At 54.1% G+C, this 279-nt stretch carries 1 protein-coding gene; it reads left to right on the plus strand.

All coding sequences use genetic code 11. The features are described 5' to 3' along the window. On the plus strand, nt 1-279 hold a 279-nt coding region (locus RTW80_RS29025), incomplete at both ends, for a glycine betaine ABC transporter substrate-binding protein (protein ID WP_312721564.1).

The raw sequence follows: 279 nt of genomic DNA on the forward strand, positions 1-279 counted from the left end.
TTGCTCGGCAATATCATTTTGCAGGTACTCGAAAGCCACGGCGTGAAAACGGTCAATAAAGTACAGCTTGGCACCACGCCTGTCGTGCGCGGTGCCATCACGTCCGGCGAGCTGGATATCTACCCGGAATACACCGGCAACGGGGCATTCTTCTTCAAGGATGAAAACGATCCGGCCTGGAAAAATGCCAAAGCCGGGTACGAAAAAGTCAAAAAGCTGGACGCGGAAAAAAATAAGCTGGTCTGGCTGACCCCGGCACCGGCCAACAACACCTGGACC

The sequence above is a fragment of the Escherichia sp. AM3 genome (genome assembly GCF_032029835.1).
GTDB classification, from domain to species: Bacteria; Pseudomonadota; Gammaproteobacteria; order Enterobacterales; family Enterobacteriaceae; genus Escherichia; species Escherichia coli.